At 70.7% G+C, this 21972-nt stretch carries 21 protein-coding genes, 1 tRNA gene and 2 pseudogenes; 13 read left to right on the top strand and 11 right to left on the bottom strand.

From position 1 onward, the window contains the following. Positions 1-77 precede the first annotated feature (77 nt). The 4 genes from hutI to hutU form a co-directional block, all read right to left on the bottom strand. Positions 78-1250: an imidazolonepropionase gene (hutI, locus tag ACNPQM_RS03465; protein WP_418082801.1), complete on the bottom strand. Its 1173-nt coding sequence runs from the start codon at positions 1248-1250 to the stop codon at positions 78-80. A 32-nt stretch (positions 1251-1282) separates the two neighbouring features. After that, positions 1283-2668, bottom strand: coding sequence for a formimidoylglutamate deiminase (locus ACNPQM_RS03460; protein WP_418082800.1), 1386 nt, complete (start codon positions 2666-2668; stop codon positions 1283-1285). Continuing rightward, positions 2659-3870 (bottom strand): allantoate amidohydrolase, encoded by a 1212-nt coding sequence (locus tag ACNPQM_RS03455; protein WP_358859217.1) that lies wholly within the window; start codon positions 3868-3870, stop codon positions 2659-2661. The genes ACNPQM_RS03460 and ACNPQM_RS03455 overlap by 10 nt, the downstream gene beginning before the upstream one ends. Positions 3871-3977: 107 nt before the next feature. After that, entirely contained in the window at positions 3978-5636 is a 1659-nt protein-coding gene (gene hutU / locus ACNPQM_RS03450) for a urocanate hydratase (RefSeq protein ID WP_398953090.1), read from the bottom strand. 268 nt (positions 5637-5904) lie between these two features. On the opposite strand from hutU, the gene ACNPQM_RS03445 reads away from it, so the two are divergent. From ACNPQM_RS03445 to ACNPQM_RS03430, 4 genes are all read left to right on the top strand, one after another. Next, on the top strand, positions 5905-6333 hold the full coding sequence (locus ACNPQM_RS03445; protein WP_358859172.1) for a hypothetical protein: 429 nt from the start codon (positions 5905-5907) through the stop codon (positions 6331-6333). 71 nt (positions 6334-6404) lie between these two features. Then, complete coding sequence (locus tag ACNPQM_RS03440) at positions 6405-7148, top strand: transcriptional regulator (RefSeq protein ID WP_418082799.1); 744 nt, start codon at positions 6405-6407, stop codon at positions 7146-7148. Between the two features lie 38 nt (positions 7149-7186). Beyond that, on the top strand, positions 7187-7672 hold the full coding sequence (locus ACNPQM_RS03435) for a roadblock/LC7 domain-containing protein (RefSeq protein ID WP_358859170.1): 486 nt from the start codon (positions 7187-7189) through the stop codon (positions 7670-7672). Positions 7673-7735: 63 nt separating this feature from the next. Continuing rightward, positions 7736-8110 (top strand): hypothetical protein, encoded by a 375-nt coding sequence (locus ACNPQM_RS03430; RefSeq protein WP_418082798.1) that lies wholly within the window; start codon positions 7736-7738, stop codon positions 8108-8110. A gap of 16 nt (positions 8111-8126) precedes the next feature. On the opposite strand, the gene ACNPQM_RS03425 is transcribed toward ACNPQM_RS03430, so the two are convergent. The 3 genes from ACNPQM_RS03425 to ACNPQM_RS03415 all read right to left on the bottom strand — a co-directional run bounded on the left by ACNPQM_RS03425 (position 8127) and on the right by ACNPQM_RS03415 (position 10267). Beyond that, the gene (locus ACNPQM_RS03425) at positions 8127-8714 is read right to left on the bottom strand and encodes a hypothetical protein (protein ID WP_358859168.1); all 588 of its coding nucleotides are present in this window, start codon (positions 8712-8714) and stop codon (positions 8127-8129) included. A gap of 351 nt (positions 8715-9065) precedes the next feature. Then, entirely contained in the window at positions 9066-9917 is an 852-nt protein-coding gene (locus ACNPQM_RS03420) for a MurR/RpiR family transcriptional regulator (RefSeq protein ID WP_418082797.1), read from the bottom strand. Then, a complete protein-coding gene (locus tag ACNPQM_RS03415) occupies positions 9914-10267 on the bottom strand; it encodes a hypothetical protein (RefSeq protein WP_418082796.1) in 354 nt (117 codons plus the stop codon). Before ACNPQM_RS03415 ends, ACNPQM_RS03420 begins: the two co-directional genes overlap by 4 nt. Before the next feature lie 108 nt (positions 10268-10375). Between ACNPQM_RS03415 and ACNPQM_RS03410 the strand changes: the two genes are divergently transcribed. The 4 genes and pseudogenes from ACNPQM_RS03410 to ACNPQM_RS03395 all read left to right on the top strand — a co-directional run bounded on the left by ACNPQM_RS03410 (position 10376) and on the right by ACNPQM_RS03395 (position 12845). Further along, a complete protein-coding gene (locus tag ACNPQM_RS03410) occupies positions 10376-10552 on the top strand; it encodes a hypothetical protein (RefSeq protein ID WP_418082795.1) in 177 nt (58 codons plus the stop codon). A gap of 79 nt (positions 10553-10631) precedes the next feature. Then, positions 10632-10826, top strand: a pseudogene (locus ACNPQM_RS03405) (glycine betaine ABC transporter substrate-binding protein); the annotation flags it as partial. Between the two features lie 32 nt (positions 10827-10858). After that, a complete protein-coding gene (locus tag ACNPQM_RS03400) occupies positions 10859-12265 on the top strand; it encodes a purine-cytosine permease family protein (protein ID WP_418082794.1) in 1407 nt (468 codons plus the stop codon). 157 nt (positions 12266-12422) lie between these two features. Continuing rightward, complete coding sequence (locus tag ACNPQM_RS03395; RefSeq protein WP_358859163.1) at positions 12423-12845, top strand: hypothetical protein; 423 nt, start codon at positions 12423-12425, stop codon at positions 12843-12845. Positions 12846-13192: 347 nt separating this feature from the next. Here ACNPQM_RS03395 and ACNPQM_RS03390 read toward each other — a convergent pair whose 3' ends face one another. Further along, the gene (locus ACNPQM_RS03390; RefSeq protein WP_358859162.1) at positions 13193-14596 is read right to left on the bottom strand and encodes a cystathionine beta-synthase; all 1404 of its coding nucleotides are present in this window, start codon (positions 14594-14596) and stop codon (positions 13193-13195) included. A gap of 156 nt (positions 14597-14752) precedes the next feature. Here ACNPQM_RS03390 and ACNPQM_RS03385 point away from each other — a divergent pair, with 156 nt between their 5' ends. The 3 genes from ACNPQM_RS03385 to ACNPQM_RS03375 all read left to right on the top strand — a co-directional run bounded on the left by ACNPQM_RS03385 (position 14753) and on the right by ACNPQM_RS03375 (position 18586). Further along, positions 14753-15886 carry an SGNH/GDSL hydrolase family protein gene (locus ACNPQM_RS03385; RefSeq protein WP_418082793.1) on the top strand — a complete coding sequence of 378 codons (1134 nt, stop codon included), beginning with the start codon at positions 14753-14755 and terminating at the stop codon, positions 15884-15886. Positions 15887-16052: 166 nt separating this feature from the next. Further along, positions 16053-17273 (top strand): acetyl-CoA C-acetyltransferase, encoded by a 1221-nt coding sequence (locus tag ACNPQM_RS03380; protein ID WP_418082792.1) that lies wholly within the window; start codon positions 16053-16055, stop codon positions 17271-17273. A gap of 452 nt (positions 17274-17725) precedes the next feature. Beyond that, the gene (locus tag ACNPQM_RS03375) at positions 17726-18586 is read left to right on the top strand and encodes a hypothetical protein (protein WP_358859160.1); all 861 of its coding nucleotides are present in this window, start codon (positions 17726-17728) and stop codon (positions 18584-18586) included. Positions 18587-18658: 72 nt separating this feature from the next. Here the strand turns inward: ACNPQM_RS03375 and ACNPQM_RS03370 are convergent, their stop codons facing one another. Further along, positions 18659-18976, bottom strand: a complete 318-nt coding sequence (locus ACNPQM_RS03370; RefSeq protein ID WP_358859159.1) for a hypothetical protein — start codon at positions 18974-18976, stop codon at positions 18659-18661. Positions 18977-19050: 74 nt separating this feature from the next. On the opposite strand from ACNPQM_RS03370, the pseudogene ACNPQM_RS03365 reads away from it, so the two are divergent. Next, positions 19051-19230: pseudogene (locus ACNPQM_RS03365) on the top strand (DUF4287 domain-containing protein); the annotation flags it as partial. Between the two features lie 115 nt (positions 19231-19345). Here ACNPQM_RS03365 and ACNPQM_RS03360 read toward each other — a convergent pair. Both ACNPQM_RS03360 and ACNPQM_RS03355 read right to left on the bottom strand, forming a co-directional pair. Continuing rightward, on the bottom strand, positions 19346-20233 hold the full coding sequence (locus tag ACNPQM_RS03360; protein WP_358859158.1) for a Bax inhibitor-1/YccA family protein: 888 nt from the start codon (positions 20231-20233) through the stop codon (positions 19346-19348). A 147-nt stretch (positions 20234-20380) separates the two neighbouring features. Then, positions 20381-20466, bottom strand: a tRNA-Leu gene (locus ACNPQM_RS03355). A gap of 692 nt (positions 20467-21158) precedes the next feature. On the opposite strand from ACNPQM_RS03355, the gene ACNPQM_RS03350 reads away from it, so the two are divergent. Next, on the top strand, positions 21159-21929 hold the full coding sequence (locus ACNPQM_RS03350) for an ABC transporter ATP-binding protein (RefSeq protein WP_358859157.1): 771 nt from the start codon (positions 21159-21161) through the stop codon (positions 21927-21929). Positions 21930-21972: the final 43 nt, after the last annotated feature.

Here is a 21972-nt window from a genome sequence, read left to right as displayed (position 1 = left end):
GCCGTGTTCGCCCTGCTGTGACATGACGCGCCGCCCGGCACCGTGCCGGGCGGCGCGTTCGCGTCGTGCTGTGCGGGTCAGACGACGCGTTCGCCGCGCTGCCAGACCGTGTGGACCAGCGGCACGCCCGGCCGGTAGGCCAGGTGGACGTGGCTGGGCGCGTCCAGGAGCACCAGATCGGCGCGGGCGCCGGGGGCGATGCGGCCGATGTCCGTACGGCGCAGGGCCGCGGCGCCGCCCGCGGTGGCGGACCAGAGGGCCTCGTCCGGCGTCATGCCCATGTCGCGTACGGCGAGCGCGATGCAGAAGGGCACGGAGGACGTGAACGACGAGCCTGGGTTGCAGTCCGTGGAGAGGGCCACGGTGACGCCCGCGTCGAGCAGGCGGCGGGCATCCGGCCAGGCGGCGCGGGTGGAGAACTCGGCGCCGGGGAGCAGGGTGGCGACGGTGGTGCCCTGTGCCAGGGCGTCGACGTCGGCGTCGGTGAGGTGGGTGCAGTGGTCGGCGGAGGCGGCACCGAGTTCCACGGCGAGCTGGACGCCGGGGCCGTGGCCGAGCTGGTTGGCGTGGACGCGGGGGTGCAGGCCCTTCGCGATGCCCGCGGTCAGGATCGCGCGGGCCTGGTCGCCGTCGAAGGCGCCCTTCTCGCAGAAGACGTCGACCCAACGGGCGTACGGGGCACAGGCGTCGAGCATCGGCCCGGTGACCAGGTCGACGTAGCCGGCCGGGTCGTCGGCGTAGTCCGGGGAGACGATGTGGGCGCCGAGGTAGGTGACCTCTTCGGTGTGCTGGGCGGCGATGCGCAGGGCGCGGGCCTCGTCCTCGACGGTGAGGCCGTAGCCGGACTTGGTCTCGAAGGTGGTGGTGCCCTGGCGCAGGCCCTCGGCGAGGTATCGGGCGACGTTGGCGGAGAGTTCGTCGTCGGTGGCGGCGCGGGTGGCGGCGACCGTGGTCCTGATGCCGCCCGCGCTGTAGGCGCGGCCGGACATCCGGGCGTTGAACTCCTCGGTGCGGTCGCCCGCGAACAGGAGGTGGGAGTGGGAGTCGACGAAACCCGGGATCACCGCGCGGCCGCCCGCGTCGACGGCGTTGTCAGTGGCGGGTGCTTTGCTTGATTCACCGGTCCAGACGACCCGGTCGCCCTCGATGACGACGGCCGCGTCCAGGATCAGGCCCAGGGGGGAACCGTCACCGAGGGAGGGGTCGTTGGTGACCAGACTGGCGATGTTGGTGATGGCGGTCGTCGTCATCGGGGGACTGCTCTCCTTGCGAGGGTCCGGGGTCAGCCGTGCAGGACGGCGATGGCCGAGGCGAGTGCTGCGGGGACGTCCTCGACGAGCGTGTGCTGCCCGTCGCGGACGATGTGCCGGCCTGCCACGACCGTATGACGCACATCGGCTGCGGAGGCGGCGAATACGACTGCTTCGGCGGCCAGTCGGGGCACCGGTCCCGCTGTTCTGACGGAGTCCAGGGCGACGGTGGTGAAGTCGGCGAGCGCGCCCGGTTCCAGGGTGCCCGCGTCGGACCGGCCGAGGGCTGCGTGCCCGTCGACGGTGGCGGCGCGCAGCAGCGCGGCTGCCGTCCAGTGGCCGCGGGTACGGGTGCGCAGACGCTCGTTGAGCTCCATCGCGCGGGCCTCTTCGAAGAGGTCGATCACGGCGTGGCTGTCGCTCCCGAGAGAGAGCGGCGAGCCGGCGCGCTGCAGGGCGACGGCGGGTCCGATGCCGTCGGCGAGGTCGCGTTCGGTCGTGGGGCACATGCAGGTGCCCGTGGCCGAGACGCCGAGCAGCGCGATGTCCTCACTGCTGAGGTGGGTGTTGTGGATGCCGGTGGTGCGCGGGCCGAGTACCCCGTGGTCGGCGAGGAGCCGGGTGGGGGAACAGCCGTGGGCGGCCTGGCAGGCGTCGTTCTCCGCGGTCTGTTCGGAGAGATGGACATGGAGGGGCGCCTGCCGCTCCTCGGCCCACTTCGCCACGGTCGCGAGCTGGCCGGCGGGCACCGCGCGTACGGAGTGGACGGCCGCGCCGATCAGGGCGTGGTCGCTTCCCTTGAGCAGGGAGGCGCGTTCGGCCCAGGCGTCCGCGGTGGTGTCGGAGAAACGCAGCTGGTGCTGGTCGGGCTCCCGGTACTGGCCGGCCCGCTGCCCGAATCCGGCGGCGAGATAGGCCGTGTCCAGCAAGGTGATCCGGATCCCGGCCGCGCCGGCGGCGGCGATCAGGGCTTCGCCCATCGCGTTGGGATTGGTGTACGGGGCTCCGCCGGGTGCGTGGTGCAGATAGTGGAACTCACCCACCGCGGTGATGCCTGCCAGCGCCATCTCGGCGTACACGGCACGCGCCAGGTCGTAGTACGTATCGGGGGTGAGCCGGGACGCGACCTGGTACATGAGCTCGCGCCAGGTCCAGAAGGTGCCGGAGCCCACCTGGACGGTGGAGCGCAGGGCGCGGTGGAAGGCGTGCGAGTGGGTGTTGGCGAGACCGGGCACCGTGAGCCCGCGCAGCACGGTGGCGCCCGGCGGCGGGGCGTCGACGCCGGTGCGGATCCCGGCGATCCGCCCGTCGGCGACGACCAGGGCGACGCCCGGCTCGACATGGGTGCCGAGCCAGGCGTGGGACATCCAGAACGTGGCGGTGGGGCGCGCGCCCGTCGGTGTCGTTGTCAGCTGCACGCGAGACCTTCCAGTACATCGGCGAGTGCGATCACCCCGGCGGTGCAGTCGTCCTCGGCGGCGTACTCGGCCGGCGAGTGCGAGATCCCGGTGGGGTTCCGTACGAACAGCATGGCGGTAGGGACCGAAGCGGACAAAATACCCGCGTCATGTCCGGCGCCGGTGCCGAGGACGGGCACGGCGCGGCCCGCGTCGCCGCCCCGGCCGGTCAGGATCTTGCCGAGTTCGTCACGCAGGGCATGCTGGAACTCCACGACGGGCGTGAAGGACTCCCGTACGACATCGAGATCGATGCCCGCACGCTCGGCGTGCTCCCGGGCGGCCCGCTCGATGCCGGTGACGACGGCGTCAAGGGTGTCCTGGTCGGCGGCGCGCGAATCGAGCCAGCCACGGACGACGGAGGGGATGGCGTTGACGCCGTTCGGCTCGACGGCGATCTTCCCGAAGGTAGCGAGAGCGCCGGTGAACTCCGCCTCGCGGCGGGCGGCCAGCACGGTCTCGGCGTACGTGAGCATCGGGTCGCGCCGGTCGACGAGCCGGGTGGTCCCCGCGTGGTTGGCCTCGCCCCGGAAGTCGAACCGCCAGCGGCCGTGCGGCCAGATCGCGGAGGCGATACCGACCGGGTCGCCGGTGAGGTCGAGGGAGCGCCCCTGCTCGACATGGAGCTCGACGAACGCGCCGATGCGGGCCAGCCGTTCGGGGTCCGGGCCGATGGCGTCGGGGTCGTACCCGGCCGCCTCCATGGCCTGCGGCAGTGTGATGCCGTCGCCGTCGCGAAGCCGGTGCGCCTTCTCGACGGTCAGCTGCCCGGCGGCGAGCCGGGACCCGACGCAGGCGAGACCGAACCGGGCCCCTTCCTCGTCACCGAAGTTGGTGATGGCGAACGGCCGGGTGAACTCGGCTCCTCTGCGGCGGAGTTCGTCGAGCGCTGCGAAGGAGGAGACCACGCCGAGCGGCCCGTCGAACGCACCGCCGTCGGGCACGGAGTCGAGGTGCGACCCGGTGACGACGGCGTCGTCACCGAGCGGATCCCCGAACCAGGCCCACTGATTGCCGTTCCGGTCGACCTCGTACCCGAGCCCACGCGCTTCGGCCTGCTCCCGGAACCAGACCCGGCAGTCGGCATCGGCACCAGTCCAGGCGTACCGCCGGTACCCACCGCTCTCGAGGTGGCGCCCGATGGGGGCAAGTTCCTTCCACATGGCCTGGAAGGACGGCTGCCCGGCCCCTCCCGGTCCCTGCGGACCGTGGAGGAGGGCGGGCGCCGGGAAACTCTCGGCGCCCACGGAACCGCTTCCGCCCGGAAGGCTCACTGCCCCTCCGTCATGGGAATCCGCACGCCCTTGTCCGCGGCAACGGACTCCGCGATGTCGTACCCCGCGTCGACGTGCCGGATGACCCCCATCCCCGGGTCGTTCGTCAGCACGCGGCGGATCTTCTCGCCGGCCAGCTTCGTACCGTCGGCCACGGTCACCTGACCGGCGTGGATGGAGCGCCCCATCCCGACGCCGCCGCCGTGGTGGATGGAGACCCAGGAGGCGCCGGACGCCACGTTGACCATGGCGTTCAGCAGCGGCCAGTCCGCGATCGCGTCGGACCCGTCGAGCATCGCCTCGGTCTCGCGGTACGGGGACGCCACCGACCCGCAGTCCAGGTGGTCGCGGCCGATCGCCAGCGGTGCGGCCAGTTCGCCAGAGGCCACCATGTCGTTGAACCGCTCACCGGCGCGGTCGCGCTCGCCGTAGCCGAGCCAGCAGATCCGGGCGGGCAGCCCCTGGAAGTGAACGCGCTCGCCGGCCATCTTGATCCACCGGTGCAGCGACTCGTTCTCCGGGAAGAGTTCGAGCATCGCCTTGTCGGTCTTGTGGATGTCCGACGCCTCGCCGGACAGCGCGGCCCAGCGGAACGGGCCCTTGCCCTCGCAGAACAGCGGCCGGATGTACGCGGGGACGAACCCGGGGAAGTCGAATGCCCGGTCGTAGCCCGCGAGCTGGGCCTCGCCGCGGATCGAGTTGCCGTAGTCGAAGACCTCGGCCCCGGCGTCCATGAAGCCGACCATCGCCTCGACGTGCTTGGCCATCGCCTCGCGTGCCCGCTGCGTGAAGTCGGCGGGCTTCTCAGCGGCGTACGAGGCCATGTCGTCGAAGTCGACGCCGATCGGGAGGTACGCGAGCGGGTCGTGCGCGCTGGTCTGGTCGGTGACGATGTCGATCGGGGCGCCCTCGGCGAGCATCCGGGGCAGCAGCTCCGCCGCGTTGCCGAGCAGCCCGATGGAGAGCGGCTTGCGCGCGTCGCGCGCCTCGGTGGCGAGCTGGAGCGCGTGCTCCAGGGAGTCGGCGCGCACATCGAGGTAGCGGTGCTCGATGCGGCGCTCGATGGCGCGCGGGTCGCAGTCGATACAGATCGCCACGCCGTCGTTCATGGTCACGGCGAGCGGCTGGGCGCCGCCCATGCCGCCGAGTCCGGCAGTCAGGGTGATCGTCCCGGCCAGCGTCCCGTTGAACTTCTTGGCGGCGACGGCGGCGAACGTCTCGTACGTGCCCTGCAGGATTCCCTGCGTACCGATGTAGATCCACGAGCCGGCCGTCATCTGGCCGTACATGGTGAGTCCGAGCGCCTCCAGGCGGCGGAACTCCTCCCAGTTCGCCCAGTCGCCCACCAGGTTGGAGTTGGCGATCAGGACGCGCGGCGCCCACTCGTGGGTCTGCATGACACCGACCGGGCGCCCGGACTGGACGAGCATCGTCTCGTCCTGCTTGAGCGTCTGCAGCGTGCGCACCATCGCGTCGAACGAACGCCAGTCGCGTGCCGCCTTGCCCGTGCCGCCGTAGACGACGAGCTTGTCGGGGTGCTCGGCGACCTCGGGGTCGAGATTGTTCTGCAGCATGCGGAGGGCGGCTTCCTGCTGCCATCCCAGGGCGCTCAGTTCGGTACCGCGCGGTGCCCGTACGGGGCGGGGTCCTGACATGGCAATGGCCTCCTCGCGACTGCGTTGCTTCTATTCACATCCTGCTTCTCTGAATACTTATAGTCAACAGGCGCACCCGAAAGACCTGCCCTTGAAGGCGGGATGCAGCACCGAACGCGGACAGAACATGACAGGGGCGGCAGCGGGTCCGACCGTTTCCGGTCGCCTTCCGCATGTACCAAGGGAAAATGCCAGAACTCCCACCCGGGGCGGGCACGTTGCGTAACCTCTGGGTCACAGCCGCACATCGGGTCGGGAGGGAGTCCGCGTGCCCGGAATCGACGAGTGCCTGCTCGAAGTCATGAGGCTGCCCGGTGCCCGCGGCGCCGCGGTGGTCGACTGGACGAGTGGTCTCGCCCTAGGCACCGTCGGCGACTCACCCAACGGCGATCACGAGGCGACCGCCGCCGAGACGGCCGAGGTGGCGCGTATGGCGGCGGAGCAGCCCGTGTTCACCCTCTCCGTCCCGGAACCCTTAACAGGCCCGGGCGGGAACGACGCCACCGCGACGGGCGCCGCGCCGCCGGTGGAAGACGTCATCGTCACCACCCGCGCCGGCTACCACATCATCCGATTCGTCGAGACGGCTTTCGACAGCAGCGTCTTCCTGCATCTGTGGCTCGACCGCTCCGACGGCAACCTGGCGCTGGCCCGGATGAGGCTGGGCGAGATGGCGGAGCGGCTGGTCCTGGCATGAGAGCCGCCGCGCCCGAGGGAACGCCTCCCGCGAGAACCTTCCCCGCGAGAGCAGCCTCCGCCCTCTCCCCCATGCTCCAGCGTCTCGCCGCCGAGCGTGCCACCGGGGCCCTGATGCGCGACCGCGGCACGCTCTACCTCGCCGACGGCCAGGTCGTGCACGCCGAGAGCCCGTCGACACCCGGCCTCGACATCCTGCTCACCGCGAGCGGCGCCCTGCACCGCGACGGCTGGTGGGACGCGGTCGCCCGGGCGGGCGCCGGGCAGCGGGTCGGCCGCTACCTGGTGGACAGCGGGCGGGTGCCCGGCGGCGCACTGGAGCTCTGCCACTTGAGCGCGCTGTACGACGCCGCCTTCTTCGCCCTCTCCCCCACCCGGACCCCGGCCCGGTTCCGTTACGGGGTCTCGCACTGGATCGGCCCCGTGCATCCCGTCCCCGTCGATGCCGTGCAGCGCGAGACGCTCCGGCGCCGGGACCTGCTGGACCGGATCTGGCCCGACGCGGTGACCGACACCGCCCCGCTCGCCCGGGCGGCCCATCCCGTCGACGCCCCCGTCCCGTCGCGCCGGCGCCGTGTACTCGACCTGGTGGACGGAGCACGTACGGCATCCGACATCGCCCAGCACCTGGGCCGCTCGGCGTTCCACATCCTCGTCGACCTTCGGCGGCTCACGGCCGCCGGACTGGTCGAAGCGGTCCGGCAGACGGCGGCCCCGTCCGCCCCCGCTCCCGGCCGGATCACACTTCCCGAGGTCACGGCCGACCCCGACGTCGCCCTGCTGCGCCGGCTCAGAGACGCATTGGAGGCCCTGTGATACGCGCGCTCAGACAGCGTGCCGGGAGGAGACAGCTGATGGTTCCCGAGGCCGAAGTCCAGGACGTCCTGGACGAACTCCAGCGGCTACGGGTCCGGGTGCCGCTCCTCACGGGCGCGCTGGCGGCCAGCACCGACGGCCTCGTCCTGGCGCAGGACACCCCGGGAATCGAGGCGGAGGGCGTGGCCGCGCTCACCGCGTCCGCGCTCGGCGTCGCGCTCCGGATGGCGGAGGCGACCGGCCGGGGCGGCTTCCGCGAACTGCTCGTACGTGGCGAGACCGGCTACATCGCCACGTACGCGGCGGGATCCTCCGCTGTCCTCACACTCCTGGCCGAGGACCGGATCAACGTCGGCCGACTCCACCTGGAAGGCCGCCGGGCGGGCACCCGGATCGGCGAACTGGTCGACTCCGCGCTGAAACGCACCGCCCAACCCGCACCGCCGCCGCATGCGCCGCGCCCACGGACCCCACCCCCCGGCCCCCTCCCACACCGCACGCAGCACCAGGAACGCCAGAAGTAGCACCAGGAACGCCAGAAGACGGAGCCGGTCACCTCGGCCGGCAAGGAAAGGAAACGAGCACTCATGGCCAACACCGAAGCGTCGCTCAAGGAAGCAATGACGTCCATCGAGGGCACCGTCGGTGTCGCACTCGTCGACTACACCAGCGGCATGGCACTGGGCACCCTCGGCGGCGGCAAGGACTTCAACCTGGAGGTCGCTGCCGCGGGCAACACGGATGTCGTACGCGCCAAACTCCGCACCATGGAACATCTCGGCATCAAGGACGAGATCGAGGACATCCTGATCACCCTCGGCGCCCAGTACCACCTGATCCGGCTGCTCAAGACGCGCGGCAACAACGGCCTCTTCCTCTACCTGGTGCTGGACAGCGGCCGCGCCAACCTGGCAATGGCCCGCCACCAGCTGAAGCGGATCGAGGCCGAACTGGAGGTCTGACCTCCGCGGGACGCCCTCAGCGACGCCGCGCCCCGCCGGGCGCGGCGTCGCCCGCCACCGGCCCGGTCGTCCGGTACGCCGCGACCCGCTTGCCCGCCGGCCGTCCCTTCTCCACCCAGTCGGTCCGCACCCAGTACAGGACGTCGCCCTTCCGCTCCCGCTGCCCGATCCGGACGGACTTGGCCCAGAGACCGGCCCCCGCACCCGCGAGCATCAGCCCACCGGCGCCGGGCAGCAGGAATCCGCCGGCGATCGCCACGAGAAACCCGCCCAGCAGCCACCACCGGCGCCCACGCCGCCAGTTGCGTACGGTCACGGCCCGGTCCTGGAGGAAATCCGTCCGCCCGGCACGGGTGGCGGCCCTCTCCAGCTCCGCATACCTGCGCCCGCGCGCGAACGCCACCACAACCGCGGTGAGCAGGAAGAGCGCGGCTCCGGCAAGCAGTCCGATCCGACGGCCGGTGAGCCCCGGGACGAGCGCACTGACGGCGGCGGCGAGCAGCCCCAGCCACCACAGGGGTACGGCTCCGGCCCGTACGACCACCGCCACCCTCGCCAGCGACTGCGCTCCGCGCCCCACGTCCGTACCCCTCTCGACAGCCATCGATGCTGAATCTCGGGGCGCAGATTAACGACCGTATCTGAGCGGTGTCTGAGAATCGGCGAGGAATGGCGACCACCGGCCGGACTTCCCTCAGCACCGGACACCCGCCCGGCCGCCCCCGCCCCCGCCCCCGGCGCAGGCGGACTCGCCTCCGTGGCACCGTTCCCGGCCGGCGGATTTCCGGGTCCGCCAGTGCCGGAATCGATCACGGTCCGGACGCCGACCGCAGCCCGCCCGGCCTCAGCCCCGGCGTCGGCACGACCGTCCGCCCGATCCCCGGATGCCCTCGACAGCCCCCCGGGCACTCACCCCGCCGGGCGGCCCGGCAGGCACATTCCGTGCGTCACGCCCTCATTCCGCGAACAGCCCGCGCGCCGCCGCCCGCGCGTCGAACTCCTCCAGCCGCGCCTGCGCGTCCGGCAGGTCGTCGCACATCGCCTCCAGCAGTACCCGCCCCAGCAGCATCGGCGCGCATGCCGTGTCGAAGGCGAGTCCGGTGCCGACGGCCGCGGGAATCAGCAGGTCGCTGTGTTTGGCCACCGGGGCAAACGCCGAATCGGCGACCGACACCACGGCCAGCCCCTGCTCCTGGGCGTACGCGAGCGCGTCCACGACCTCCTTGGGATGGCGCGGCAGCGCGAAGCAGACCAGCGCGCTCGCCCCCGCCCGGCGCGCGGCGTCGATCCGGTCGTGCAGCATGCTGCCGCCCTCGTCGAGCACTCGCACGTCCGGGTGGACCTTGGCGGCGAAATAGCCGAAGCCCCGCGCCTGCGAGGAGGCGGCGCGCAGCCCGAGCACCGGCAGCGGACGCGACGCGGCGAGCAGCCGCCCCGCCCGCTCGACCGGAGTGGGGTCGGCGAGGAGTTCGGCGAGGTGCTGCAGGTTCTCGATCTCGGCACGGACGGCCTGCTGGTACTCGTTGTACGTGTCGGCGGCGGTGCCCGCACCTCCCTCGACGGGGCCGGGCGCGACCTCCCGCAGATACCTGCGCAGCGCCGGATATCCGTCGAACCCGAGCGCGACGGCGAACCGGGTGACGGACGGCTGGCTGACCCCGGCGAGCTCGGCGAGCTCCACACTCGACAGGAACGGGACGTCCCCGGCCCTGCGCACCATCGAATGCGCGATCCGCCGCTGCGTGGGCGTGAGCCGGTGCCCCTCGAAGAGCTGCTGCAACCGCGCGGCCGGGCTGCTCCCGTTCATGCTGTCCCCCTAGTGCTGGTGCTGGTGCGATCGGTGTTCCACAGGTCCGTGCAGCGGTCGAGCCGCTCCCCTGCCGCGGCCTTCACATCATCGTTGAGCGGCCGGTCTGCGAACTCCCCTTCAAGGAGCGAATCGGCCGGCTCGAACACCCGCCCGACCGGCAGCGGCTCGCCGATGGCCCCGGCGGGGCTGCGCAGCAACCGCAGCCCGCGGTCGGCAGCCTCGGCCGGGACCTCCTCGTTGATGACAACGGCGACGGGAAGGGCCTCTCCGTCGAGCTCGACGATGGAGGCGGCGCGGCCCGTGGCCCATCCACCGAAGAGCGAGGAGTCCATCATGTGGGACGACATTATGCGCAGATGCTCCTCATTCGGACACCCAATCCTGCCTTTCGGGCTTCTGTCCCCAGCGATTTACCCCGAGGCATTGACAATCCATTCAGTCAACGAGAACCCTGCATGACTATATGCAGTCGGGGCAAGGGACGGCTGGTGATCACATCCGACGCAGTGAACAAGCACTTCCCGAACGGCACAACAGCAGTTCATGAGCTCAGCCTCACCGTGCAGGAGGGCGGCATCACCGTTCTGGTCGGTTCGTCCAACCGCGGCAGGACCACCACTCTCTCCGAATGATCAACCGGTGATCGATCCGGGCTCCGGGACGATCACGCTCAGCGGCCGAAGCATCCTCGAATCAGACGCCACCGCCCTCAAGAACCTGATCCCCGGCCGGCATGTGGTCCCCCTGATCGCGGACCGCGCGGCGGACTCCACGGTCCGCAGGGCACTGGCCCGCGTGGGCGCCACCCGCACGACAGAGGACCTCACGGAGCTGAACCGTCTGATGGACAGGGACAAGAAGGACCCGGAGGACGTGGCGCACGACTGGGCCGCGGCGCACGGCCTGGCAGAGAAGCAAGAGAAAAGGAGCAACCCCCCATGGCCGACTCCCTCGTCGAGCGCCGCTCGATCGACGTCGTACCGGACGACGAACGGCACGGCACCGCTTTCTCCCAGTTCACGCTCTGGCTCGGAGCAAACCTCCAGATCACCGCGGTGGTCAGCGGCGCACTCGCCGTCATCTTCGGCGGCGGCGCCTTCTGGTCCCTGATCGGCCTGCTGGTGGGCAATCTGCTCGGCGGAGCGGTGATGTCGCTGCACTCGGCGCAGGGTCCCAGGCTGGGCCTGCCCCAGATGATCTCCAGCCGGGCACAGTTCGGGGTGCGGGGCGCGGTCGTGCCGCTGCTCCTGGTCGTCGTGATGTACGTCGGCTTCTTCGCCAGCGGCAGCGTGCTGGCCGGCCAGGCGGTCGGCGAGCTCACCCACCTCGGGCAGACCCCCGGCATCCTCGTCTTCGCCGCGATCACCGCACTGATGGCGGCGATCGGCTACCGGGTCGTCCACGTCCTCGGCCGGGTCGCCAGTGTGGTCTGCGCGCTGGCCTTCATCTACCTCGGTATCCGGTTGCTGGACCGGATCGATCTCGGCGCCGCCCTCGCCGACCGCGCCTTCGACCTGCCGATGTTCCTGCTCGCGGTGTCGATCGCGGCGTCCTGGCAGCTGGCGTTCGGGCCCTACGTCGCCGACTACTCGCGCTACCTGCCGCGCCGTACGAGCTCCCGCGCCACCTTCTGGTGGACGCTGGCCGGCACGACGCTCGGCTCCCAGTGGTCCATGGCCTTCGGCGTGCTGGTCGCGGCATCCGCAGGCGAGGCGTTCCTCAACGACCAGGTCAGCTATGTCGTCTCGCTGGGCGGCACCGGGCTGATCGCCTCGCTGCTCTACTTCGTGATCGCGCTCGGCAAGCTGACCATCAACGTGCTGAACACCTACGGCGGTTTCATGTCGATGGTGACCGGAATCAGCGGCTTCCGCGGGCAGCGGGCGCTGTCGCAGCGCGGCCGCTCCGCATACATCGCCGTGATCATGATCGCGGGCACGGCGGTCGCCCTGCTCGGCAAGGACACCTTCCTCGCCTCGTTCAAGGACTTCCTGCTGTTCCTGCTGACCTTCTTCACCCCGTGGTCGGCGATCAACCTCGTCGACTACTACCTGATATCGCGTGAGCGCTACGACATCCCGGCCCTGTCCGACCCGGACGGCCGCTACGGCGCCTGGCGGTGGGACGCACTGACGGTCTATGCCATCGGCATCGTCGCCCAGCTGCCCTTCCTGGCGACGACCTTCTACACCGGCCCGCTGGTGGAGCCGCTGGGCGGCGCGGACATCTCCTGGATGATCGGCCTCCTCGTACCGGCCCTGCTGTACTGGCTGCTCGCCCGGCGCGACACCACCCACGTCCCGGCCGCCACCATCATGCCGACGGACCGGGTCCCGGCGGCCTGAACCCGGCCGGCCACTGTGCCGTTGCTCGCGATCGTCGTCGCGTCGGCGATCGCCGCCTACGGCCCGCCCCGCATCCACACCTGCTGAGCGGCTCGGCCCTTCGAAGAGGGGGGTTAGCCCCACTGCCCCGGGCCCCTCCGCTTCGTACTGTAGAGACATGGAAGCCCGCGACCCGGAGCTCAAGAGTGAGCTCAATGCCGCCCTGCAGGCCCGCAGTGAACTGGGGCCGGAGTACGAGTCCGCGCTCATCGACTCGTTCCTGGAGAAGGTCGACCAGCGTCTCGACGTCACGCTCGACCGGCGGGTGCGGCGGCATCTCGCCGAACAGCAGACTGTGGTGGCCCGGGGGGCCCGGGCGCCACAGCCGCCGGTGGGGAACTTCGGTGAGCGGTTCGGGCTCGGGGTCATCTCCTTGGTCCTGGCCATCCCGCTGTCCGCGATCGCGGTCACGAACGCCGGGACCAACGGGCTCGTCGTGGCCTGGCTGGGGATCGTCGGGGTAAATGTCGCCCAGGCCGCCCGTAGCCGGCCGTTGTTCCGGCGCGCGGAGGAGCGCACGAAGTCCGACTGGGAGGACTGAGCGAAGCGGATCGCGCTGCCGGCGAGCCGGGTGGCCGCGCCCGCCGGATGAGCCGCCCTCGGCCTGGTGGACGCGCACAAGAGGTATGTCGCGGGGACCGCCGCACCCCTGGTTTCCCAGAGGCCGGGACGACGGCGGTCCCCGCGAAGGACGCGGGTCCGGTCAGGGCCGGGGGCGCGCGTCCTGGCGACAGTGGAGGTCCGGGAGCCGCTCCGTAGTCCGCGTCGCCGTCTCGGGTGCCGACGGGTTTCCCTGCCGGCACCCACCAATGTGCCGGAGCCGTGTTAAGCCGGTGCTGCGCGTACGTGTCGTGCTCGTACCGTTCTCGCGAAGCCCCGAATCGCTCCCTACTGCTTCGGGCCCGCGTCCCTCGCCAGGAACGCCAGCAGGTCCTGCCTGCTCACGACGCCCTTCGGCTTGCCTTCCACCAGCACGATCGCCGCGTCGGCACCGCCCGCGCCGCCGAGCACCGACATCAGGTCCTCGACCGGTTCGCCGGAGCCGACCTGCGGCAGCGGCGGCGACATGTGCTTCTCCAGCGGGTCGGTGAGCGAGGCGCGCTGCGCGAACAGTGCGTTCAGCAGTTCCCGCTCCACGACCGAACCGATGACCTCGGCGGCCATCACGTCCGGGTGGCCGGCGCCCGGCTTCACGATCGGCATCTGCGAGACGCCGTACTCGCGCAGGACGTCGATCGCCTCCCCGACGGTCTCCTCCGGGTGCATGTGGACGAGCGTCGGCAGCGGACCGTCCTTGTAGTCGAGCACGTCGCCGACGCGGGCGGACGTACCCGTGTCGTCCAGGAAGCCGTAGTCGGCCATCCACTCGTCGTTGAAGATCTTGCTCAGGTAGCCGCGGCCGCTGTCCGGGAGGAGCACGACGACCACGTCGTCCGGTCCGAGGCGCTGCGCGACCTCCAGGGCCGCCACGACCGCCATGCCGCAGGAGCCGCCGACGAGCAGCCCCTCCTCCTTGGCGAGCCGCCGGGTCATCTGGAAGGAGTCCTTGTCGGACACGGCGACGATCTCGTCCGTGACCGTCCGGTCGTACGCGGTCGGCCAGAAGTCCTCTCCGACGCCCTCGACCAGGTACGGACGACCGGAACCGCCGGAGTAGACCGAGCCCTCCGGGTCCGCGCCGACGATCTTGACCGAGCCGTCGCTGACCTCCTTCAGATAGCGGCCGGTGCCGGTGATCGTGCCACCGGTTCCCACGCCCGCCACGAAGTGAGTGATCCTGCCGTCCGTCTGCTCCCACAGCTCGGGGCCGGTGGTCTCGTAGTGCGAGCGCGGGTTGTTCGGGTTCGAGTACTGGTCGGGCTTCCACGCACCCGGCGTCTCCCGGACCAGCCGGTCCGAGACGTTGTAGTAGGAGTCCGGGTGCTCGGGGTCAACGGCCGTCGGGCAGACGACGACCTCCGCACCGTAGGCGCGCAGCACATTGATCTTGTCCGTGGACACCTTGTCCGGGCAGACGAAGATGCACTTGTAGCCCTTCTGCTGGGCGACGATGGCCAGGCCGACACCCGTATTGCCGCTCGTCGGCTCGACGATCGTGCCGCCGGGCTTGAGCTCGCCGCTCTCCTCCGCGGCCTCGATCATCCGCAGGGCGATCCGGTCCTTCACCGAACCGCCGGGGTTGAAGTACTCGACCTTGGCCAGCACCGTCGCCTGGATGCCGGCCGTGACACTGCGCAGCCTCACCAGCGGGGTATTGCCAACGAGACTGATCATCGAATCGTGAAATTGCACCGTGTTACTCCGGGGTCTCCGAGATGGTGCCGCCAGGGTATGCGTACGGGCGTGAGATTGGGCGAAGCGATTGGGCGACGGTCGTTACGGGGCAGTTAGCTGTAAGTACGGCGGTACGGCAACGAGGAGGTGGACCGGACTGTGTCAAGAGCAAGGGTGGCACGGCGGATCGCGGCGGGCGCGGCCTACGGCGGCGGCAGCATCGGGCTGCTCGGCGCGGCGGCGGCAGGCGTGCTGCTGGCGGAGGTCCAGCTGGCGAAGCGGCACGTGGGAGGCGGTATCGCGCCGGTTCCGCCCAGTGCGGACGGGCGGTACGGGGTGGCGTTCACCGGGCCTGCGGAGCCGCTGCGGCTCGGGCTGCTCGGTGACTCGACGGCGGCCGGCCAGGGGGTGCACAGGGCCGGACAGACGCCGGGGGCGCTGCTCGCCTCGGGGCTCGCGGCGGTGTCGGAGCGGCCGGTGGATCTGCGGAACGTCGCGCAGCCGGGGGCCCGGTCGGACGATCTGGAGCGGCAGGTCTCGCTCTTGCTGGCCGACACATCCCGTCCGCCGGACGTCTGTGTGGTCATGATCGGGGCGAACGATGTGACACACCGGATGCCCGCCACCCAGTCGGTGCGGTATCTGACCACCGCCGTGCGCAGGCTCCGTACGGCGGGTGCGGAGGTGGTCGTCGGAACCTGCCCGGATCTGGGCACGATCGAGCCGGTCTACCAGCCGCTGCGCTGGCTGGCCCGGCGGGCGAGCCGTCAGCTGGCGGCGGCGCAGACGATCGGATCGGTGGAGCAGGGCGGGCGAACGGTATCGCTGGGCGACCTGCTGGGGCCGGAGTTCGAGGCGAATCCGCGCGAGTTGTTCGGCCCGGACAACTACCACCCGTCGGCCGAGGGGTACGCGACGGCGGCGATGGCGCTGCTGCCGACCCTGTGCGCCGTGCTGGGCCTGTGGCCGGAGTCCGACCGGCTCGACGGGTCGCGGCGTGAGGACATGCTGCCGGTGGCCAAGGCGGCGTCCCAGGCGGCCCAGGAGGCCGGTACGGAGGTCACGGGGGCGCGGGCACCGTGGGCTCTCCTCAAGCACCGCAGGCGCCGGCGTCTGCCCGCGGCCACGGAGCCGCACCCGGAGCCGGCTGTACAACACTCGGATACTGAGCACCTGGACGGCCGGCAGCCGGAGGTCCAGCCCCCGGAGATCCAGCACCTGGACGGGAAGCGCCCGGACGTGCCGTTGGACAGGGACCCTCGCGCAGGCGGGGACACGGGCACGGACCCGGCGCCCCGCACCGCCTGAGCGGTCGCTTAGAAAAGAGGCCCGCATCACACAGCCTGCCGGGTGACCTCGGCGATACGTACGGGTAACTTCCCAGACAGTCCCACTGCGTCCTGCTCAGCCTGCCGTGCCTCCCGCCCGGTTCTGCTCAGCCCAGACAGCCTTCCAGCCCTCATGGAGCCGCGTGATGCCCGAAGCCGTGATCGTCTCTGCTGCCCGTTCCCCCATCGGCCGGGCCTTCAAGGGGTCGCTGAAGGACCTGCGGGCGGACGACCTGACCGCCACGATCATCCAGACCGCGCTGGCCAAGGTCCCCGAGCTGGACCCGAAGGACATCGACGACCTGATGCTCGGCTGCGGCCTCCCCGGCGGCGAGCAGGGCAACAACCTGGGCCGCATCATCGCCGTGCAAATGGGCATGGACCACCTTCCCGGCTGCACGGTCACCCGCTACTGCTCGTCCTCGCTGCAGACCAGCCGCATGGCGCTGCACGCCATCAAGGCGGGCGAGGGCGATGTCTTCATCTCCGCCGGTGTCGAGATGGTGTCCCGCTTCGTGAAGGGCAACTCGGACACCCTGCCGGACACACACAACCCGCTCTTCGCCGAGGCGGAGGCGCGTACCGCCGCCCGCGCCGAGGAGACCGGCGCGGGCTGGCACGACCCGCGCGAGGACGGCCTCGTCCCGGACGCGTACATCGCGATGGGGCAGACCGCCGAGAACCTGGCCCGGCTCAAGGGCGTCACCCGTCAGGACATGGACGAGTTCGGCGTGCGGTCGCAGAACCTCGCCGAGGAGGCCATCAAGAACGGCTTCTGGGCGCGCGAGATCACCCCGGTGACGACCCCCGACGGCACCGTCGTGTCGCGGGACGACGGCCCGCGCGCGGGCGTCACCCTGGAGGGTGTGCAGGGTCTGAAGCCGGCCTTCCGCCCCGACGGCCTGGTCACCGCAGGCAACTGCTGCCCGCTCAACGACGGTGCCGCCGCGCTCGTGATCATGTCCGACACCAAGGCGCGCGAGCTGGGTCTGACCCCGCTGGCCCGGATCGTCTCGACCGGCGTCTCCGGCCTCTCCCCCGAGATCATGGGGTACGGACCGGTGGAGGCGAGCAAGCAGGCGCTGAAGCGTGCCGGCCTCACCGTCGACGACATCGACCTGGCCGAGATCAACGAGGCGTTCGCCGCCCAGGTGATCCCCTCCTACCGCGACCTCGGGCTGCCGCTGGAGAAGGTCAACGTCAACGGTGGCGCCATCGCCGTCGGCCACCCCTTCGGCATGACCGGCGCCCGGATCACCGGCACGCTGATCAACAGCCTGCAGTTCCACGACAAGCAGTTCGGTCTGGAGACCATGTGCGTGGGCGGCGGCCAGGGCATGGCGATGGTCATCGAGCGGCTGAGCTGAGCTGCAGCGGAGGGTAGGGGGCGCCCGAGGAACGAGGGCGGCACCTGCCCGCAGCGGAAGCGAAGCGAACGCGACCACAGGCCCCAGCGGCTGAGCTGAGCTGCAGCGGAGGGGAGGGGGCGCCCGAGGAACGAGGGCGGCACCTGCCCGCAGCGGAAGCGAAGCGAACGCGACCACAGGCCCCAGCGGCTGAACTGAGGCGGCGGCCCGTTCCTACTGAGCGGGTGTCCCGAGCCGAAGAGCCGGCCGGTTCCGAGCCCCGACCGTGACCGAATCTCCCCCAGGATGTGACCTATCTCCTGGGGGAGAGCCATTTTCGCAGGTCACACCCACATCAGGGGTAAACCTCAGGCACAAAGACCTGTCCAATTCGTGACGTAATGCACTGACACCGGGCGCAGGTAGAGGACAAGCTGATGTAGGAAGTCGGGGGATCGATTGAAACCGGGAGTATGTCAGTGAGCGCCATGCCTCTTGCCCTGTTGCTGACCGCCGCCGCTGCCACGGCTGTGGGCGCTGCTGCTCTGCACGCTGCTCACGGGCTGCGCAAGCAGGTCATGGCCCTGCGGATGGAGCTGGCTGCCGGCCAGGCCCACACCGCCGCGGTGCCCCAGCAGGTCCGCAGCACCGCCACCCCCGCCGCCGAGATACGTGCGGCCGTGGCCGAGGCACTCGCCGAGGAGCGTGAGCGCGAGCTCGCCGAGGCGCGGGCGTTCTGGGCCTCCCAGGAAGCGCGCGACGCCGCGGACGCCCCGTCCCTGCTGGGCGGTCTGTCCGGGATCGGCGAGGACGCGCCGTTCTTCATGCCGCGCCAGGCGGACTTCGCGGGCCTCGAGGCGATGGACCTCGACGCCACCGAAGCGCTCGAGGAGCTGACGGAACTGGCCGAGTCGGCCGACACAACCGAGTTTCCGGAGACCGTGGAGTTCGCCGAGGACTCCCCCGAGCTGGCGGCGGCCCGTCGCCGTCACCCCTCGCACCCCGACTTCGTACCGGTGCAGACTCCGGTCGTCACCGACCACGAGCGCACCGTGAGCCGGCTGGAGGAGCTCGCCGACAGCCGGACCGAGCTCTCCGACGTCCGTCCCGGCCCGCTCGGCACACTCGATGTCTATGTCTTCGCCGATGGCACCACGCTCTGTATGACCCCCGGCCACCGCGAGACGGCCGAGCGGCTCGCCGAGGCGCTGCTGGCGGGTGAGCACCCGGTACTGCTGGGCGGTTCCGGCGTCTCCGGCGCGTACGCGCTGACCTTCTCCTGCGGCAGGGAGAACGTCTACATTCTCGCCGACCGCGTCATCGCCTCGCTCTGACCTGCGGGCCCCCCGGTTCCCGCGCAGCGGCCGTCGTCGGCCGATGCCGCGACCTCCCGTACGGGACGGCCGCTACGCGAAAGCCCGGGCGGTCGCTTCCTCGACGAATCGCACGGCCTCGTCCAGTTCGACGGACGGGGCCCTTTCCAATGCCACCGCCAGGTCCCGGCCGGCGACCGCGACCTGGTCGCCGACCGCGAACATCCCCGCGTCCGGCATGATGCGGGGCTCGCGGCCCGGTGCCTCGATGCGCTGGGCCCGTACGGCCAATTCCCTGGCCGCGGCCAGCCCTTCGGCGGCCGCTCCGTGCTGGAGCCTGCTCTGCGGGGCGGCGCGCAGCCGGTCGGCGAATCGGTCCACGACGGTGACCAGCGGGGTCGTATCGAGCATGCCGCGACCCTACGCGCCCTCCCCGGATCGTTGCCAACGGGCCGACGCTCAGGCACGGTGTCGGGAAGGACCAGCAACGCCTCTCCGACTGGCTCCGCACCGTCGAAGACGGCCCTGCCCTCCGGTTCGACGAGAAGGTCAGCCGGCTGCGGAGCGAACACGACCTCGCCTACGGACACGCGAAGGCGCTCGTCCACGAGTACGACCTGAGGCGGGCGGCGCGGAAGCTGCTCCAGGGCGTGTTCCGAAAGTAGTGTCGTCCGGCAGGCGGGACTTTCGGAACACGCCCTGGGCAAGCGGAACCCGGACAAGCGGAACGGCCCGCAGGCGGTGTGCCTGCGGGCCGTTCCGTCGTGCGGGGCTGTGCGGTCAGTCGTCACCGCTGAGGATGGACAACAGACGCAGCATCTCCAGGTAGATCCACACCAGGGTCATGGTGAGACCGAAGGCCGCCAGCCAGGACTCCTCGCGCGGCGCGCCGAACGCGATGCCGTCCTCGACCTGCTTGAAGTCCAGGGCCAGGAAGCACGCACCGAGGATGATCCCGATGACGCCGAAGAGGATGCCGAGACCGCCGCTGCGGAAGCCCAGGCCGTCGCCCCCGCCGAAGACGGCGAACAGCAGGTTGACCACCATCAGGAGCATGAAGCCCATGGCGGCGGCCATCACGAAGCCGTAGAAGCGGCGGGTGACGCGGATCCAGCGCATCTTGTACGCGAGAAGCACACCGGCGAAGACACACATGGTGCCCAGCACGGCCTGCATCACCACACCGGGACCGATGTACGTGGAGACCGCGCTGGAGATCACCCCGAGGAAGACACCCTCGAAGGCCGCGTAGGAGACGATCAGCGCCGGGACCGGCTTGCGCTTGAACGACTGGACGAGCGACAGGACGAACGCCACCAGGGCGGCGCCGATCGCGATGCCGTAGGACTTGCCGAGGTTGGCCTCGTCGACCGGCAGCAGGGCCCAGGCGAGGACCGCGCCGAGCACCACGGTGCCCAGCGTGATCGCGGTACGCGAGACGACATCGTCGATCGTCATCGCGCCGGTGCGCGCGGGCGCCTGCGGGGCGCCGTACTGGGCATCCGGCTGGGCGTAGGGATTAGTGGCGTACGGGTTGGTGGCGGTGCCCTGGGCGTACGGGTTGGTGCTCGCGGTAGCGGCCCCGGCCTGCGGCGCCGCGTTGAAGCCCGCGTAGCCGTTGTCGCGGCTGAACCCCCGTCGCGAGAAGACCGGGTTGCTGCTCCTCATCTCACTCCTTCATGGCCACCCTGCGTGGCCTTGCCACAAGAGTAATGGGTAGGCAAAGGGAACACCCTAGTGCCCAAGGAGGATCTTCATGAAAGTTGATCGCTGAAGTGACGTCCGGCCGATCGGCACCGCCACTGAACGTCGCAGTGGTGCCCGGAGCCGGACTCGAACCGGCACGCCCCCGAGGGGCAGCGAGGTTTAAGCTCGCCGTGTCTGCATTCCACCATCCGGGCTTGGCGCGCGGCTCCGCGTTGGCACCTGACCCTATCCGGGGGTATCCCCCGATCAGCGGAACGGTGGCGCGATGTTGTCTTATTTTATTGACCGTTTGAGGGGCCGTCAGCACAGCATGTAAGGCATAGTCACATGCCTGGGCGGGGCGGTGGGCACCCGGACCGGAAATCGGGAATGACGGAAACTCGCCTCCCCGGGGCAGCCCTGCGCGCCATGGGCCGCCACCCGCCGGGCAACGGCCTCACCGGCACTTCTCGCTCCCGGAGCGATCTCCGGCCCCCATGGGGCCGCGGGCGCGCACGTGTCACCCGGATCACAACAGCGCCGGCCCCCCATCTGCGACGCACCTCCTGACCCGTCCGCCCCGTCGGGCGGAATCAGCCGATCGAGCGACACAGTCATGCGTCGGCACAGTCGTGCGAGGGGTGAGCGGCGCGCCGTGCCCAGTCCACCCGACCCTCACTCTGTGTGATCTTCGGATCCGGATGTACACGCCGCGGAGGAATCGGTTCGGCGTACGACCGGCTCAGGGTCGGTGTCATACCGGAGGAGGACGAATCGCCCCTCCGGTGCGACTCAGGTGGCCCTCCGGAACGGGCACGGGGGCTGACGCCCGGCAGCGGATCAGCGGCGACTATGGAGTAGTCCGCTTCCGGACCCCCGAACCGAAGCCCTGAACAGGAGTGTCCCCGTGACCATCACCTCCACCGCTCACCGCGCCACCGCGGTGGCTGCCCGCGCCACGGATCTTTCCAAGGTCTACGGACAGGGCGAGACCCAGGTGAAGGCCCTGGACCGGGTCACCGTGGACTTCCCGCAGGGCGAGTTCACCGCGATCATGGGCCCGTCCGGCTCCGGCAAGTCCACCCTCATGCACTGCGTGGCCGGTCTCGACAGCTTCAGCAGCGGTTCGGTGCGGATCGGCGAGACGGAGCTCGGTTCCCTCAAGGACAAGCAGCTCACCCAGCTCCGCCGGGACAAGATCGGTTTCATCTTCCAGGCGTTCAATCTGCTGCCCACGCTGACCGCGGAGGAGAACATCACGCTGCCGATGGACATCGCGGGCCGCAAGCCCGACGCCGAGTGGCTGCGCAAGGTCATCGAGATGGTGGGGCTCTCCGACCGGCTGAAGCACCGGCCCACCGAGCTCTCCGGCGGCCAGCAGCAGCGTGTCGCGGTGGCCCGCGCCCTGGCCTCGCAGCCGGAGATCATCTTCGGTGACGAGCCCACCGGCAACCTGGATTCCCGCTCCGGCGCCGAGGTGCTGGGCTTCCTGCGCAACTCCGTGCGCGAGCTGGGGCAGACCGTGGTGATGGTGACCCACGACCCGGTGGCCGCCTCCTACGCGGACCGGGTGATCTTCCTGGCGGACGGGGCGATCGTCGACCAGATGATGCACCCCACCGCGGACGGGGTCCTCGACCGGATGAAGGCGTTCGACGCCAAGGGCCGTACCAGCTGAGCACGGACCACCCCCGCGCCCACTTCCGGAACCCCTCCCCATC

Source organism: Streptomyces sp. NPDC056231, assembly GCF_048270745.1.
In the GTDB taxonomy this organism is placed as follows: Bacteria; Actinomycetota; Actinomycetes; order Streptomycetales; family Streptomycetaceae; genus Streptomyces.
Note: the sequence above shows the minus strand (reverse complement) of the source record. Positions and strands in the feature narration are given on the sequence as shown.